We start from the raw sequence: 14,617 nt of genomic DNA, 5'->3' as shown, positions 1-14,617 counted from the left end.
CACCATCGCCAGCGATGGGTGCTATCAAGCCGCTCGGCGATGGTCGCTACGCGATGAGTTCGACCAACGTGGCGTTGGCGGTTCCGCCGCCCTCACACATGGTCTGCAGGCCGAACCGAATCCCGTTGTCGCGCATATGGTTGAGCATCCGCGTCATCAGCACCGCGCCCGAAGCCCCGAGTGGATGTCCCAATGCGATTGCCCCGCCGAGCGGGTTGAGTTTGTTTTCGTCGGCGCCGGTCTCGGCCAGCCATGCCAGCGGCACCGGCGCAAACGCCTCATTCACCTCGAACACACCGACCTCGTCGAGGGCTACTCCGGCCTTGTGTAGAACCTTCTCCGTCGCCGGGATCGGACCGGTCAGCATCAGCACCGGGTCGGCGCCGGTGACCGCACCAGCGCGGTAGCGCGCGATCGGGTTCAGGCCCAGCGCCACGGCGTTGTCGGCGGCCATCACCAGCAGTGCTGCGGCACCGTCGGAGATCTGTGACGAGTTACCCGCGTGGATGACGCCGTCGTCCTTGAACGCCGGCTTGAGCCCCGCGAGCTTCTCGACCGTGCTCCCCCGCCGCACGCCTTCGTCGGCCACGACGGGCTCACCGTCGGTGAACACCGGCATGATCTGCGATTCGAACGCACCCTTGTCCTGCGCGGTGGCAGCCAATTCGTGTGAGCGCACCGAGTACTCATCGAGCCGGGTGCGCGAGAAACCCCACTTCTGGGCGATCAACTCCGCCGAGATGCCCTGGTTGAAGGAGAAATCGGCGTAGCGCTCCAGGACTTTGGGGCCGTACGGCATACCGGTGGCGCGAGCCGAACCGAGCGGCACCCGGCTCATCACCTCGACCCCGCCGGCGACGACGACATCCTGCTGACCCGACATCACCGCGTGGACAGCGAAATCGAGCGCCTGCTGGCTGGAGCCGCAGGCGCGATTGACCGTCGTGCCGGGGATGGTTTCGGGCCAGCCCGCAGCGAGTGCTGCATAGCGGCCGATGTTGCTGGACTGGTCGCCGACCTGAGACACGCAACCCCACACCACGTCGTCGACGATCTCGGGATCGATACCCGCACGCTCCACCAGCGCGTTGAGCACGATCGCGGACAGGTCGGCGGCATGCATCTCCGCCAGTCCGCCGTTGCGCTTTCCGACCGGCGTGCGCACGGCCTCCACGATCACGGTTTCACGCATTGTTCTTCTCCGATCCGGGCCCGAGCGCCCATCGACCAGTAAATACGGCCTCGCGTTTCCCGGCGAACGCGGCATAGGCCTCCGTCGAATCCGCGGTGGCGAAGTTGCCCGGTTGGGCGCGGGCCTCGTTGGCCAGCGCCTCCCGCAGCGTGGCGTTGGCCCCGTCGTTGAGCAGCGCCTTGCTCTGCGCCAACGCGACCGGTGGGCCGGCTGCCAGGCGTGCCGCCAGATCCGCGACGAAGCCGTCGATCTCGTCCGTGGGCTTCACCCAGGTGACCAATCCCAGCGTGTGGGCCTCCTCGGCGTCGATCATGTCGGCCAGCAGCACCAGGCGCTTCGCTTGCTGCAGACCCACCATCTTGGGCAGCAGCCATGAACCGCCGAGGTCGACCGAAAGGCCGCGCTTCGAAAAGATCTGGCAGAACCGGGCTTCCGGTGTCGCCACCACGAAGTCACAGCCCAACGCCAAGTTCCAGCCCGCCCCGACGGCAACCCCGGTCACTTTGGCGATGGTGGGCACGGACAGTTCGTGCAGCGCCAGCGCGACGTCGGTGAGCCGACGCAGCTTGTGCCGCGGGTGGATGTCCTCGGGTACGCCGATGTCGGCGCCCGAGCAGAACGCCCCACCCGCACCGGTGATGACCAATGCGCGCAGTGCGGTGTCGCGGGCGGCCGCCCGTAGCGCATCGGCCAGTTCCTCCCACAGCTGCGCGTTGATCGCGTTCTTGCGGTCAGGCCGGTTCAACGTCAGGGTCCGCACCCCGCCGCTGTCGGAGGTCAACAGCACGTCATCGCTCACGAGTACGCGGGTCCGATCACTCCGTCTGCGCGTAACCGCGCGAGATCTTCTGCCGTGAGGCCTAATTCGCCGAGGACGGTGTCGGTGTGCTGACCCAGACCGGGCACCGCCCCCATCGGCTGTTCGAAGCCGGTGATCACCGGCGGCGGGCGCAGCGCGCGGATGTCTCCCTTGGGCGTGGCGACGGTGCGCCACCGGTCCCGAGCGGCGAGGTGGGGATGCACGACGACCTCGCTGGGCACGTTGTATCGCGAGTTGCCGATTCCGGCGTCGTCGGCGATCTTCTGAATTTCGGCGAGATCACGTTGAGCACACCAGGATCCGATGGCCTCCTCGAGAATCTCGCGGTGGGCGCACCGGTCGGGGTTGGTGGCGAAGCGGGGATCCTCGGCGAGGTCGGGACGGTCGATGATCTCGCGGGCCACCCGCTGCCATTCCCGGTCGTTGGTGGTGCCGAGCACCACCGTCTGCCCGTCATGCGTCGGGAACGCCCCATAGGGCGCGACCGCCGGTGAGCCGACGCCGAGCGGTTCCTGGTCGATGCCCGAATGCTGGGTGTAGGTCAACTGATAACCCATCACGTCGGTCATCACGTCGAACAGGCTCAGCGCGACAGACGGACTCGCGGCCCCGGCATCGCCCCTGGCTCGTCCGACCAGCAGCGCCAGGATGGAGATCGCCGCATACAGGCCCGTCGAGAAGTCGGCCATCGCGGGTCCCGGTTTGGCCGGCATTCCCGGATAGCCGGTGACCGCGCACGATCCCGACTCCGCCTGCACGAGAAGGTCGTAGGCCCGTTTGTGCGAGATGGGACCACCAGGGCCGTAACCGTCGATCTCGACGGGGATCACGTTGGGGTGACGGGCCGCAAGGTCGGCCGGGGCCAGACCCATCCGCGCGGTGGCTCCCGGCGCGAGGTTGGACACGAACGCGTCCGCCCGATCCAGCAGGCGGTGCAGAAGGTCCATACCCTCGGGCGCCTTGGTGTCCAGCGTCACCGACTCCTTACCGCGGTTGCACCAGACGAAGTGTGCGGCCAACCCACCGGGGCCGTTGACCACGTCGTCGTAGTCACGGGCGAAATCACCCCCCTTGGGGTTCTCCACCTTGATCACGCGGGCGCCGAAGTCAGCGAGCACCCGGGTGCACATCGGCGCGGCGACGGCCTGTTCCATCGCGACGACCGTGACGCCGCTCAGTGGCGCTGCGGCGCTCACATCACCATTCCGCCGTCGACCGGCAGCACCTGTCCGGTGATGTAGGAGGCGGCGTCGGACGCCATGAACACGAACGCGCCGGCGACCTCCTCCGGGTGCGCCCACCGCTTCATCGGAATGCGGTTCATCATGTTCGCCGAGAACTTCTCATTGGTGCGGATGGTCTCGGTCATCGGGGTCGCTGCCAGCGGCGCCAGCGCGTTGACCATGATCTTCTTGGTCGCCAATTCGCGCGCAAGGGATTTGGTGAATCCGATGATGCCCGCCTTCGCCGCCGAGTAGTTGACCTGGCCGAGCGTGCCCGTCAGGCCGGCCGCCGAGGTGACGTTGACGATGCGGCCGGTGCCGTCGGTCGGGATGTGCGGCAGCGCGGCCTGGGTGACGTTGAACGCGCCCATCACGTGGATGTCGAACAACAGGCGGAACGACTCCTGCGTCGTCTTCTCGAACATCGCCGGCTTGGTCACGCCGGCGTTGTTGATCAGGATGTGCAGGGCACCGTCGGCCAGAGCGGCCGCCTGTGCGGCAGCGGCATCGGCGGAGTCCCGGTCGGCGACGTCGAGCGCGGCGGCCTCGGCGCGCCCACCGCCGGCTGAGATGCGTTGTGCCACCGCAGCTGCGGCATCCTTGTCGATGTCGGTGACGAGCACCGCGGCGCCCGCGTCGGCCAGGGCCTGCGCGACGGCCGAGCCGATACCGCCGGCGGCACCGGTCACCAGCGCCGAACGGCCCGACAAGTCGAAATAGTTGACCATCAGTCAGGACTCCATCGTCAGTAGCTGCGCGGCAGCCCGAGAACGTGCTCGCCAAGGAAGTTGAGGATCATCTCCTGGCTCACGGGTGCGATCTTCATCAGCCGCGACTCGCGGAAGTAGCGGGAGACGTGGTACTCCTCCGAGTAACCCATGCCGCCGTGCAATTGCAGGGCCCGGTCGGCCGCGCCGAAACCGGCGTCAGCACACAGGTACTTGGCCGTATTGGCTTCGCGCCCACACGCTTTGCCGTTGTCGTAGAGCCAGGTGGCCTTGCGCAACACCAACTCGGCCGCATCGAGGCGCGCCAGGGAGTCGGCCAGCGGGAACTGCAGGCCCTGGTTCATCCCGATCGGCCGGTTGAACACATGCCGCTCATTGCCATACTTCACGGCCTTCTCCAGCGCGACCCGACCGATGCCCAGCGCCTCGGCCGCGATCAGCATCCGCTCGGGGTTGAGGCCGTCCAGGATGTACTTGAAGCCCTTGCCTTCTTCGCCGACCCGGTGCGCGACGGGCACCATCAGGTCGTCGATGAACACCTCGTTGGAGCTGACCGCGTTGCGCCCCATCTTCTTGATGGGCCGGATGTCGACGCGGTCGGGATCGAGGTCGGTGAGGAACAGCGTCATACCGTCGGTCTTCTTGGTGACCTCATCGAACGGGGTGGTCCGAGTCAGCAGCAGGATCTTCTCGGACTCCAGCGCTTTGGAAATCCACACCTTGCGCCCGTTCACCCGGTACTTGTCGCCTTCGCGCTTGGCGAAGGTGGTGATGCGCGAGGTGTCCAGGCCCGCACCGGGTTCGGTGACGCCGAAGCAGACGTGCAGATCGCCGTTGACGATCCGCGGCAGCGTCTCGGCTTTGAGCTCATCGGAGCCGTGCTTGACGACGGGTTGCATCCCGAAGATCGACAGGTGGATGGCGCTGGCGCCGTTCATCGCGGCCCCGGAGCGCGACACCTCCTCGAGCAACAGCGTCGCCTCGGTGATGCCCAGGCCGTGCCCGCCGTACTCCTCGGGGATGGTCATCCCGAGCCAGCCGCCCTTGGCGATCGCGTCGTAGAACTCCCGCGGGAATTCGTGCGCGAGGTCCTTTTCCATCCAGTAGTGGTCGTCGAACTTGCTCGCCAACTCACGGACGGACTTGCGGATCAGCTCCTGGTCCTCGGTCAGCTCGAAACTCATCCCGCCGGGCACGGTGGTTCTCCTCTTGTCATCGTCTCGCAGAGCAGTGCGCCGGCGCGTGAAGGCAACTTCCGCACCGGCGCACTGGAAGACGCTCCTTCCGGCCCCGCGGCCGGAACTTCCGATACTTGCAGACCTCTTTAGTCCTTGTTGCCCGTCACCTGCTTGGCGCTGGCCGCGAAGTCCGCGAACGACGCGCCGGTCTTCTCCTTCTTCGACAGGGCTTGGATGGAGACGTCGTGACCCTCGGCGGCTTTGCGCAGGGCACCCACGGTGGCTTGTTCGCGGCTGATGTGGGTGAACGGATCCCAGTGATACCAGCGCATCGCGTTCTCAAACGTCATCTTGTTGATCTCGTCGTCGGGCACGTTGTTGGCCGTGAGCACCTCGTCGAGCTGCTCGGGCGCGCCGGGCCACATCGAGTCGCTGTGCGGGTAGTCGGCCTCCCAGCAGATGTTGTCGATCCCGATCGCGTTGCGGGTGGCCACCCCGACCGGATCAGCGATGAAACAGGTCAGGAAGTGCTCACGGAACACCTCGCTGGGCAACTTGCCACCGAAGTCCTGACCCGTCCACGTCGAGTGCATCTCATAGGTGCGATCCACCCGCTCCAGGAAATACGGAATCCACCCCGTGCCGCCCTCACTCAACGCGATCCGCAGCGTCGGGTACTCCTTGATCGGACGCGACCACAACAGATCGGCCGCGGCTTGCACGATGTTCATCGGCTGCAGCGTGATCATCACATCCATCGGCGCATCCGGAGCGGTGATCGCCAACCGCCCCGACGAACCGATGTGCACGTTGAGCACCGTCTCGGTGTCGACCAACGCATCCCACATCGGCTTCCAATGATCGAAATCGTGAAAACTCGGATACCCCATCGCCGCCGGGTTCTCGGTGAACGTCAACGAATGCACACCCCGCTCGGCGTTGCGCCGGATCTCGTTGGCACACTCGGTCGGATCCCAGATCACCGGCAGCGTCATCGGGATGAACCGCGCCGGATAAGCCCCGCACCACTCCTCGACATGCCAGTCGTTGTAGGCCTTCACCAGCGCCAGCGAAAACTCCTGATCCTCAGTGGCGAACAACCGGCCCGCAAAACCCGGAAACGACGGAAAGCACATCGACCCCAAGATGCCGCCGGCGTTCATATCCTTGACCCGCTCGTCGACCTGCCAGCAGCCGGGCCGAATCTCGTCGAGTCCCTGCGGCTCCAGGCCGTACTCTTCCTTCGGCCGGCCCGCCACCGCATTGAGCGCCACATTCGGAATCACCGTGTCGCGGAACTGCCAGGTGTCCGAACCATCGGGGTTGTGCACCAACCGCGGCGCCTCGTCGATGTACTTCTTGGGCAGGTGGTTTTTGAACATATCGGGCGGTTCGACGATGTGATCATCAACGCTGATCAAGATCATGTCGTCCTTGTTCATGCCCGTTCCTTTCGTCGCGTCCCCCGAGGCTAACTATCCGGACTGTGCTCAGTGTGAGGAAACTATCTTCTCACCCTACGAGAATCAATGTCCGAAAGCCACCCTATGGCCTCCTGTCAGGGCAGTTAGACCCTGCGGGGCACCCGTGTGACCACCACCGATGGCCTCGAACGTTGACCATCGGCAAGAAAGGTGGAAATCTATTGGCGAAATATGAGAACCTGATTCTCATCATCGAGAGCACACAGGAAGGAGACGCCTTGCGCGTGCCGCCGCTGCCCGCAGCAGAGTGGGACGAATCCGTCGAGCAGGCCCTGTCGAGCATGTCTCCCGAACGGCGCAATCCCGAGCGGGCGGGCAACCTGCTGGCGACGATGGTCCGCCATCCGAAGTTGACCCGCGCCTTCCTGCGGTTCAACTTCCACCTGCTGTACGGGTCGACGCTGCCGCCGCGGCTGCGCGAGTTGGCGGTCCTACGCGTCGCGCATCTGACCACGTGCGAGTACGAGTGGCGCCACCACGTCGAGATGGGCCGCGACGAGGGCCTGACGGACGAGGTCATCGACGCCGTCCAACGCGGTGAGGCGTCAGATGAGCTCGACCGGGCCGTACTGCGTGCGGTCGACGAACTTCAGGACAGCGCCAATGTCTCCGACGCGACGTGGGCCGCCCTGTCCGAACACCTCGAGGAACGTCAGCTGATGGACCTCGTCTTCACCATCGGCTGCTATGGCGCACTGGCCATGGCCATCAACACTTTCGGCGTAGAACCAGACTCCGAAAATCTCGCAGAGAGGTAGACACCGTGGCATTTTTCCCGAAACCAGAAGAGGGTAGCTGGACCGAGCACTGGCCCGAGTTGGGCACCGCGCCGGTCGACTACACCGATTCGATCGACCCGGAACAGTGGAAGCTCGAGCAGCAGGCCATCTTCCGCAAATGCTGGCTCAACGTGGGACGAGTGGAGCGGCTTCCCAAGAAGGGCAGCTACTTCACGCGCGAGATGCCGTCGGCCGGTGCGGGCACCTCGGTGATCATCGTCAAGGACGGCGACGAGGTGCGCGCATTCCACAACATGTGCCGCCATCGTGGAAACAAGCTGGTGTGGAACGACTACCCCGGCGAGGAGGTCTCGGGCACGTGCCGCCAGTTCACCTGCAAGTACCACGCCTGGCGCTACAACCTCAAGGGTGATCTGACCTTCATCCAGCAGGAGGGCGAGTTCTTCGACGTCGACAAGGCCGACTACGGGTTGGTGCCGGTGCGCTGCGAAGTGTGGGAAGGTTTCATCTTCATCAACTTCGACAACGACGCCGAACCGCTCACCGAATACCTGGGCGACTTCGCCAAGGGGCTGGAGGGTTATCCCTTCCACGAGATGACCGAGACGTATTCCTATCGGGCCGAGGTCAACTCGAACTGGAAGCTGTTCATCGACGCGTTCGTCGAGTTCTATCACGCGCCGATCCTGCACATGAAGCAGGCGGTCAAGGAGGAGGCCGAGAAGCTGGCCAGCTACGGCTTCGAGGCACTGGCCTACGACATCAAGGGCAGGCACTCCATGGTGTCCTCGTGGGGCGGGATGAGCCCGCCGAAGGACATAAACATGGTCAAGCCCATCGAACGGATCCTGCACAGCGGCCTGTTCGGTCCGTGGGACCGGCCGAAGATCAAGGGCATTCTGCCCGAAGAACTTCCGCCCGCGGTCAACCCGTCGCGGCACCACGCCTGGGGTCAGGACTCCTTCGAGTTCTTCCCGAACTTCACGCTGCTGCTGTGGGCGCCGGGCTGGTACCTGACCTACCACTACTGGCCCACCGACGTGGACAAGCACATCTTCGAGTGCACCCTGTACTTCGTGCCCGCGACGAACACGCGCGAGCGACTCGCCCACGAGCTTGCGGCCGTGACGTTCAAGGAGTACGCGTTCCAGGACGCCAACACCCTCGAAGCCACCCAGACGATGATCAACACCCGTGTCGTCAAGGACTTCCCGTTGTGCGACCAGGAGGTGCTGCTGCGTCACCTGCACAAGACCGCGTGGGACCACGTGAACGCCTATAAGAAGGAAAAGGGCCTCACCAACGGACAGGCCGCCGCAACCGCGAGCGAGAAGGACGCGATCAATGCCTAAGCTGCCGGAAGAATTCGCCGACCTGGAGCGGTTCACCGACTGGTGCCTGCCCAACGAAGAGGAGCGCTACCAGAAGCGCCTGTCCTCGACGATGGAGGAGATGCAGGAGTTCTACGACGCCGGCATGGAGCGCCTCGAGGCCGTCATGGAGTACTGCGACGCCCGCTTCCCGCTGGACGGAATGCCCGAGGACGCAAAGGCTCTCATCCACATGATGCAGTCGCTGGTCAACGTGTCGTTCCCGATCGAGGTGTGGAAGCAGCCCCGCGTGCTCGACAGCGGAGCCACCTACATCACCTGCATCAGGGAGCCGGTGGTCTGACGGTGCAGATGCACTTCGCGCAAGCGGCTCATCGATGCTGACCCTCAAAGCCGCGGGTCTGCTCGACGTCGACGCCGGCGAAATCGTCCGGCCGGGAATTGTCCGGATCGACGACGACCGGATTGTCGGCGTCGGCGGTGCCGACAATTCAGCAGCCGTCGGCGGTGCCGACAATTCAGCAGGCGTCGGCGCAGCCGACAATTCAACAGGAGTCGGCGGCGCGGCCGAGGGCGATGTCATCGACCTCGGTGACGCCATCCTGCTGCCCGGCCTGATGGACATGGAGGTCAACCTCCTGATGGGCGGCCGGGGCGAGAACCCGGGCCTGTCCCAGGTCCAGGACGACCCCGCGACGCGGGTGCTGCGGGCCGTCGGCAATGCCCGGCGCACCTTGCGGGCGGGTTTCACCACGGTTCGCAACCTCGGGTTGTTCGTCAAGACCGGCGGGTACCTGCTCGACGTCGCGCTGGGCAAGGCGATCGACGCGGGCTGGATCGATGGTCCGCGGGTGGTCCCGGCGGGCCACGCGATCACCCCGACCGGAGGCCACCTCGATCCGACGATGTTCGCCGCGTTCATGCCCGGCGCGCTGGAACTGACGGTCGAGGAGGGCATCGCCAACGGTGTCGACGAGATTCGCAAGGCGGTGCGCTACCAGATCAAGCACGGCGCGCAGCTGATCAAGGTCTGCGTGTCCGGCGGTGTGATGTCGCTGACCGGAGAGGCCGGCGCACAACACTATTCGGACGAGGAACTGCAGGCCATCGTCGACGAGGCACACCGGCGTGGACTGAAGGTGGCCGCGCACACCCACGGAGCCGAGGCGGTCAAGCACGCCGTCGCATGCGGTATCGACTGTATCGAGCACGGCTTCCTGATGGACGACGAAGCCATCCAGATGCTCGTCGACAACGACCGATTTCTGGTGACCACGCGTCGCCTCGCCGAGGCCATGGATGTATCCCGGGCCCCGAAAGCGCTGCAGGACAAGGCCGCCGAGATGTTCCCCAAGGCGCGTACGTCGATCAAAGCCGCATACGAAGCGGGTGTGAAAATCGCGGTCGGCACCGACGCTCCGGCCATTCCGCACGGCAAGAACGCCGACGAGCTCGTCACGTTGGTGGACTGGGGCATGCCACCCGCCGCCGTGCTGCGCGCGGCCACCGTCGTCGCCGCCGATCTGATCGACAGAACCGACCTGGGCCGCATCGCCGAGGGGTACCTCGCGGACATCATCGCGGTCCCCGGTGATCCCCTCGCCGACATCGGGGTTACACGGGATGTCAAGTTTGTAATGAAGGGCGGTAAGGTCTTCCGACATGACTCGAACTGATGATCTCGTCGAGATCCAGCAGCTGCTGGCCAAGTACGCCGTCACCATCACCCAGGGCGATATCGAGGGCCTGACATCGGTGTTCACCCCCGACGGGACGTACAGCGCGTTCGGCTCCACCTACACGCTCAACCGGTTCCCCGAGCTCGTCGAGGCCGCGCCCAAGGGCCTGTTCATGACCGGCACGTCGCTGGTGCATCTCGACCCCGACGACCCCGACAAGGCGTCGGGCACTCAGCCGCTGTGCTTCATCGAGCATTCCAAGCACGACATGCGCATCGGTTACTACAACGACACCTACGTCCGCAGCGATGAGGGCTGGCGGTTGAAAACCCGTGCCATGACGTTCATTCGGCGCAGCGGTGACCACGACTCCGGCCGCCCCCATGCGATCGGAAGGCCGGAAGCAGGATGACAGAGCTCTTCGAGCCCGCCGCATTCCGCACGGCGCTGCGGGAATGGCTCGACGCCAACGACCTGACCCCGCCCGCCGACGACGACTCGCTCGACGCGCATCAAGCCCAGCACCTGCGAGTGCTCAAGGCGTTGTATGACGCCGACTGGATGCGCTACGGCTGGCCGGAGACGGCGGGTGGGCTGGGTGGACCCGACATCCTGCGCGCCATCGTCGGCGAGGAGGTCGTCGGACGAGGGCTCGACCACCCCGGTCCGTACTCGATGCTCGACGTGCTGACACCGACCATGATCGACTACGCGCGGCCCGGCCTGGCCGCCGAGATGGTGCCGCGGTTGCTGTCGGGTCAAGAGTCATGGTGCCAAGGCTTTTCCGAACCCGGTTCCGGCAGTGATCTGGCGTCGTTGACGACCCGCGCTGTGCCCCAGGGTGACAACTGGGTGATCAACGGCCAGAAGGTGTGGACCAGTTTCGCGCAGTACGCGACGCGGTGCATCCTGCTCACCCGCACCGGCGACGCGAACACGCCCAATCACGAGGCGATCACCGCGTTCTTCGTCGACCTCGATTCCCCGGGTGTCTCGGTGCGCCCGTTGCGCACGATGCACGACGTCGACGAGTTCTGCGAGGTGTACTTCGACGACGTCGTGGTGCCTGCGGATCGCATGCTGGGCAATCCCGGGGACGGTTGGAAGCTGGCGATGGACCTGCTCCCCTATGAGCGTTCCACCTGCTTCTGGCAGCGCATCGCCTACCTGTACTCGCGCTTCGACGATCTCGTCAACGAAGTCAAAGGCCTTGGCACCGCGTCGGATTCCGACCTCGGCGAGGTGTACCTCGCGCTGCACACAGTGCGTTGCCGTTCGCGCGCCACCCAGCACCGGCTGGGCGAGGGAGAGAAACTGGGCGCGGACACCTCGATCGACAAGGTATTGCTGGCCGGCGCCGAACAGCGGCTCTTCGACACCGTGCGCGACCTGCTGCCCGGGCGCATCGAACTCGAAGACAACACGTGGCGGACCGAGTACCTGTATTCGCGGGCGGCGAGCATCTACGGCGGAACTGCCGAGGTGCAACGCAACATCATCGCCCGTCGCCTGCTCGATCTCGGTAAGGAGTGAGGAGTGGAATCCGGTTTGGACGCCGAATCACTGGCGATGCTCGAGGACACCCTGCGCAAGACGATGCTGTCGGTCTCCGGGGCGGAGTTGGATTCCGCACTCGCGGAACTCGGCTGGGCCGAGATGCTGGCCGACACGCCCGACCAGGCGATTCCGCTGGTGTTCCGGCTGTTGGGTGAAACCGGTTCGCACGCTTCTGTTCTCAACGATGTGCTGCTGGAGACCATCGGCGGACTGCCCGGCGGCACACCGCCGATGCCGTACACCGGCGGTGGCTGGGTGGTGTGGGAGCGCACTGCGAACGCCGAGCCGACGCTGGGTGACCTGCCGCTTCGCCGCGTGCCCGACGGCGAGTTGATGCGGATGGGCGAGGCCCGTCGCGCGGTGGGCTGGTGGCTGGTCGGTTCGGCTAGGGGCATGCTGGCGCTGGCCCGTCAGCACGCACTGGATCGCGTCCAGTTCGGTAAGCCGATCGCGTCGTTCCAGGCGATCCGGCACCGGCTGGCCGAGACGCTCGTGGCGATCGAAGGCGCCGAGGCGACGCTGGGCCTACCCGGGACGGAAAGCGCGGACCTCACCGCGATGTTGGCCAAGGCGGCGGCGGGCAAGGCGGCGATGACGGCGGCCAAGCACTGCCAGCAGGTGCTCGGCGGCATCGGCTTCACCGCCGAGCACGATTTGCATCGGCACATCAAACGCGCACTTGTGCTCGACGGATTGCTCGGTAGCTCACGCGAACTCACCAAGAGAGCCGGAGCCGGCCTGCGGGCCAGAGGCTCCGTCCCGAGGCTGGCCCACCTCTAGCTCCCCTTGCCGCGAGCGTGCGCGTCTGCACACGACGCGCCGCGGAATTTCGACGCTTTGCGCACGCTCGTGCAGCCGCGACGGTTCACAACATCAGATTCATCCACAGACGGCATTCTTCGCGTCCGAGGTGTTGACGCGTCGGCGCGACGATCGTCGTCATGGATACCGCCCTGAGGCAGTTGTTCGACGAGCAAGGTGGAGTGGCGACCAGCGGCCAGATCCTGGCGATCATTCCTCGATACACGTTCGAATCGGTACTGAAAGCCAAGTATCTCGAGCGACTCTGGCACGGCATCTACTGTCTGGGCGAGCCGACCGACGACATGCGGTTGCGGGGCCTGGACCTCTTGTGTGGCACAAGGGTCCCGGTATGCCTGTCGACCGCGGCCGCTCTGTTCGGCTTCGACACCGAGGAACCCGACGAACTTCACGTCCTCAATCCGCCCGGTCACCAGCTGCGCAAGGCAGACGGTCTGGTCGTGCACCGCCGCGACGGCGCGCCGCTGGTGCAGGCCGCCGGGCGGATCGCCACGTCCCCGGCGTGGACCGCGATCGAGGTGGCCCGCGCCTTGCGTCGGCCGCGTGCGCTAGCAACGCTCGACGCCGCGCTCCGCTCAGGCACCTGCAACCGGGCGGAGTTGTGGCGCGCGGCAATTCGACAGGCCGGTCGGCGCGGCATCGTCGCGGTGCGCGACCTTCTGCCTCTCGCCGACGCGCGCGCCGAGTCGCCGATGGAAAGTGAAGCGCGACTTGCGATGATCGACGGTGGCTTGCCGATGCCCGAACTGCAGTACGAGGTCGTCGACGGCAACGGACAGCTACGACGTCTCGACTTCGCCTGGCCCGATTTCGGCGTCGCGGTCGAGTATGACGGCATCGATTGGCACACCGAACCCGACGCGTTGCGCAACGACCGTCGGCGTCAACTCGCCTTGCAGGACGTCGGCTGGACCGTCATCGCGATCGTCTTCGACGATGTGCGACACCGGCCATCGGATCTCGTAGCGAGGGTCGATCGACAACTTCGTCACGCTCGCGCCGCGTGAGCGCGCGCAAAGTGACGAAAACTGGCGGCATGTTGTGTGCAAACACGCACGCTCGCGGCACAAAGGATTACTGAATGCTGGCTTTCATCTCGTCGAGGTTCACCAGCACCGGCCATCCGCCGACACTGAGCGCGTTGCCGTGGCCGGTCTGGTGGATGTCGAACACCGACTGGATGGCGGCGTAGAACCCCTGCACGTCGAGCGTCTGGTTCACGGCACGCTTGGCTTGGCGCAGCGCGAACGGTGACATCTTGGCGATCTGCTCGGCCATCGCCCTGGTCTCCGAGTCGAGCTGATCGCGAGGCACCACCTTGTTCACCATGCCGGTGGCCGCGACCTCCTCGGCCGTCATCGCGCGGCCGGTGAACAGGATCTCCTTGGCCTTCCGCGGTCCGAGTTCCCAAGTGTGGCCGTGGTATTCGACACCGCCTATGCCCATCAGCACCACCGGGTCCGAGAACTGGGCGTCGTCGGCGGCGATGATCAGATCGCACGGCCAGCACAGCAGCAGCCCTCCGGAGATACACCGGCCCTGCACCGCGGCGATCGACGGCTTGGGCACGTTGCGCCAGCGCAGCGTGTACTCCAGATAGCGCTTCGCCTCGTGCTCGATGATGAACTCCAGCGTGATCTTGTCCGGTACCGGTCCGCCGCCGCGCAGGTCGTGTCCGGCCGAGAAGTGCTTCCCGTTGGCACGCAACACGATCACCGACACCTCGGGGTCCTGGGCCGCGCGGGTCCATGCCCCGTCGAGTTCGTCGAGCAGCTCCGGGTTCTGCGCGTTGGCGGCCTCGGGCCGGTTCAGGGTGATGGTCGCGATGCGATCGGCGACCTCGTACTCGATGTACATGTTGCA

The 14,617-nt window shown here is 65.5% G+C and carries 15 protein-coding genes; 8 read left to right on the top strand and 7 right to left on the bottom strand.

The features are described 5' to 3' along the window. Positions 1-46 precede the first annotated feature (46 nt). The 6 genes from A5790_RS14360 to A5790_RS14335 form a co-directional block, all read right to left on the bottom strand. Complete coding sequence (locus A5790_RS14360) at positions 47-1,192, bottom strand: thiolase family protein (protein WP_066845285.1); 1,146 nt, start codon at positions 1,190-1,192, stop codon at positions 47-49. After that, complete coding sequence (locus A5790_RS14355) at positions 1,185-1,979, bottom strand: enoyl-CoA hydratase/isomerase family protein (RefSeq protein WP_082961727.1); 795 nt, start codon at positions 1,977-1,979, stop codon at positions 1,185-1,187. Before A5790_RS14355 ends, A5790_RS14360 begins: the two co-directional genes overlap by 8 nt. Before the next feature lie 8 nt (positions 1,980-1,987). Then, complete coding sequence (locus A5790_RS14350) at positions 1,988-3,208, bottom strand: CaiB/BaiF CoA-transferase family protein (protein ID WP_082961724.1); 1,221 nt, start codon at positions 3,206-3,208, stop codon at positions 1,988-1,990. Beyond that, positions 3,205-3,963 carry an SDR family NAD(P)-dependent oxidoreductase gene (locus tag A5790_RS14345; protein WP_066845279.1) on the bottom strand — a complete coding sequence of 253 codons (759 nt, stop codon included), beginning with the start codon at positions 3,961-3,963 and terminating at the stop codon, positions 3,205-3,207. The genes A5790_RS14350 and A5790_RS14345 overlap by 4 nt, the downstream gene beginning before the upstream one ends. 17 nt (positions 3,964-3,980) lie before the next feature. Continuing rightward, complete coding sequence (locus A5790_RS14340) at positions 3,981-5,147, bottom strand: acyl-CoA dehydrogenase family protein (protein ID WP_066845275.1); 1,167 nt, start codon at positions 5,145-5,147, stop codon at positions 3,981-3,983. 140 nt (positions 5,148-5,287) lie between these two features. Next, positions 5,288-6,583: an amidohydrolase family protein gene (locus A5790_RS14335; RefSeq protein ID WP_066845271.1), complete on the bottom strand. Its 1,296-nt coding sequence runs from the start codon at positions 6,581-6,583 to the stop codon at positions 5,288-5,290. A 260-nt stretch (positions 6,584-6,843) separates the two neighbouring features. On the opposite strand from A5790_RS14335, the gene A5790_RS14330 reads away from it, so the two are divergent. From A5790_RS14330 to A5790_RS14295, 8 genes are all read left to right on the top strand, one after another. Continuing rightward, positions 6,844-7,383, top strand: coding sequence for a carboxymuconolactone decarboxylase family protein (locus A5790_RS14330; protein ID WP_066845438.1), 540 nt, complete (start codon positions 6,844-6,846; stop codon positions 7,381-7,383). A 5-nt stretch (positions 7,384-7,388) separates the two neighbouring features. Further along, the gene (locus A5790_RS14325) at positions 7,389-8,717 is read left to right on the top strand and encodes an aromatic ring-hydroxylating dioxygenase subunit alpha (RefSeq protein WP_064397149.1); all 1,329 of its coding nucleotides are present in this window, start codon (positions 7,389-7,391) and stop codon (positions 8,715-8,717) included. Next, positions 8,710-9,039: a hypothetical protein gene (locus tag A5790_RS14320; protein ID WP_066845268.1), complete on the top strand. Its 330-nt coding sequence runs from the start codon at positions 8,710-8,712 to the stop codon at positions 9,037-9,039. The genes A5790_RS14325 and A5790_RS14320 overlap by 8 nt, the downstream gene beginning before the upstream one ends. Before the next feature lie 34 nt (positions 9,040-9,073). Continuing rightward, complete coding sequence (locus tag A5790_RS14315) at positions 9,074-10,372, top strand: amidohydrolase family protein (protein ID WP_066845266.1); 1,299 nt, start codon at positions 9,074-9,076, stop codon at positions 10,370-10,372. Next, positions 10,359-10,787 carry a nuclear transport factor 2 family protein gene (locus A5790_RS14310; RefSeq protein ID WP_066845263.1) on the top strand — a complete coding sequence of 143 codons (429 nt, stop codon included), beginning with the start codon at positions 10,359-10,361 and terminating at the stop codon, positions 10,785-10,787. Before A5790_RS14315 ends, A5790_RS14310 begins: the two co-directional genes overlap by 14 nt. Further along, positions 10,784-11,908: an acyl-CoA dehydrogenase family protein gene (locus tag A5790_RS14305; RefSeq protein ID WP_066845260.1), complete on the top strand. Its 1,125-nt coding sequence runs from the start codon at positions 10,784-10,786 to the stop codon at positions 11,906-11,908. The genes A5790_RS14310 and A5790_RS14305 overlap by 4 nt, the downstream gene beginning before the upstream one ends. Before the next feature lie 36 nt (positions 11,909-11,944). Further along, a complete protein-coding gene (locus A5790_RS14300; protein WP_066845435.1) occupies positions 11,945-12,712 on the top strand; it encodes an acyl-CoA dehydrogenase family protein in 768 nt (255 codons plus the stop codon). Positions 12,713-12,873: 161 nt separating this feature from the next. Next, complete coding sequence (locus A5790_RS14295) at positions 12,874-13,761, top strand: hypothetical protein (protein WP_066845257.1); 888 nt, start codon at positions 12,874-12,876, stop codon at positions 13,759-13,761. 67 nt (positions 13,762-13,828) lie between these two features. On the opposite strand, the gene A5790_RS14290 is transcribed toward A5790_RS14295, so the two are convergent. Further along, a complete protein-coding gene (locus tag A5790_RS14290; protein WP_066845249.1) occupies positions 13,829-14,611 on the bottom strand; it encodes an enoyl-CoA hydratase in 783 nt (260 codons plus the stop codon). Between the last annotated feature and the right edge of the window lie 6 nt (positions 14,612-14,617).

It is taken from the genome of Mycobacterium sp. 852002-51152_SCH6134967 (assembly GCF_001667105.1).
Classification (GTDB): domain Bacteria; phylum Actinomycetota; class Actinomycetes; order Mycobacteriales; family Mycobacteriaceae; genus Mycobacterium; species Mycobacterium neumannii_A.
The sequence above is the reverse complement of the archived record's forward strand: the minus strand, read 5'-3'. Positions and strand labels throughout refer to the sequence as shown.

What these genes read in the sequence shown, in the direction of transcription:
- A5790_RS14360 (WP_066845285.1), bottom strand. Translation starts at nt 1,192, where the DNA reads ATGCGTGAAACCGTGATCGTGGAGGCCGTGCGCACGCCGGTCGGAAAG.
- A5790_RS14345 (WP_066845279.1), bottom strand. Translation starts at nt 3,963, where the DNA reads ATGGTCAACTATTTCGACTTGTCGGGCCGTTCGGCGCTGGTGACCGGT.
- A5790_RS14340 (WP_066845275.1), bottom strand. Translation starts at nt 5,147, where the DNA reads ATGAGTTTCGAGCTGACCGAGGACCAGGAGCTGATCCGCAAGTCCGTC.
- A5790_RS14335 (WP_066845271.1), bottom strand. Translation starts at nt 6,583, where the DNA reads ATGAACAAGGACGACATGATCTTGATCAGCGTTGATGATCACATCGTC.
- A5790_RS14320 (WP_066845268.1), top strand. Translation starts at nt 8,710, where the DNA reads ATGCCTAAGCTGCCGGAAGAATTCGCCGACCTGGAGCGGTTCACCGAC.
- A5790_RS14315 (WP_066845266.1), top strand. Translation starts at nt 9,074, where the DNA reads ATGCTGACCCTCAAAGCCGCGGGTCTGCTCGACGTCGACGCCGGCGAA.
- A5790_RS14310 (WP_066845263.1), top strand. Translation starts at nt 10,359, where the DNA reads ATGACTCGAACTGATGATCTCGTCGAGATCCAGCAGCTGCTGGCCAAG.
- A5790_RS14305 (WP_066845260.1), top strand. Translation starts at nt 10,784, where the DNA reads ATGACAGAGCTCTTCGAGCCCGCCGCATTCCGCACGGCGCTGCGGGAA.
- A5790_RS14300 (WP_066845435.1), top strand. Translation starts at nt 11,945, where the DNA reads ATGCTCGAGGACACCCTGCGCAAGACGATGCTGTCGGTCTCCGGGGCG.
- A5790_RS14295 (WP_066845257.1), top strand. Translation starts at nt 12,874, where the DNA reads ATGGATACCGCCCTGAGGCAGTTGTTCGACGAGCAAGGTGGAGTGGCG.
- A5790_RS14290 (WP_066845249.1), bottom strand. Translation starts at nt 14,611, where the DNA reads ATGTACATCGAGTACGAGGTCGCCGATCGCATCGCGACCATCACCCTG.